Below are 277 nucleotides of genomic sequence, written 5' to 3' on the forward strand. Positions count from 1 at the left end.
CTAGAGCGTTTTCGGTTTAATCTGGGTCGTATCCTGCCGCGGCGAAGAAGTTAGCGCACTCGTCTGGGGTGACAGTGTCGATGAGCTGTCCGATGGCCGACCATAGCCCTTCAACGGTGCGCTCGGCGGCCCTGCGCAGCAGCGCCTTGAGCTTGGAGAAGGCCATCTCGATCGGGTTGAAGTCCGGCGAGTAGGGCGGGAGGAACAGCAACTCCGCGCCGGTCGCTTCGATGGCCGCGCGCACGGCCGGTCCCTTGTGGCTACCGAGATTATCCAT

1 protein-coding gene is annotated in these 277 nt (G+C 62.8%); it reads right to left on the reverse strand.

Going from position 1 to position 277, the window contains the following annotated elements; all coding sequences use genetic code 11:
• Nucleotides 1-16: 16 nt before the first annotated feature.
• Nucleotides 17-277, reverse strand: a 261-nt coding sequence (locus tag MKK82_RS01060) for a transposase (RefSeq protein ID WP_243984321.1), incomplete at its 5' end; no start/stop codon positions are given.

This window comes from Methylobacterium sp. E-046 (assembly GCF_022829625.1).
Taxonomy (GTDB): domain Bacteria; phylum Pseudomonadota; class Alphaproteobacteria; order Rhizobiales; family Beijerinckiaceae; genus Methylobacterium; species Methylobacterium longum.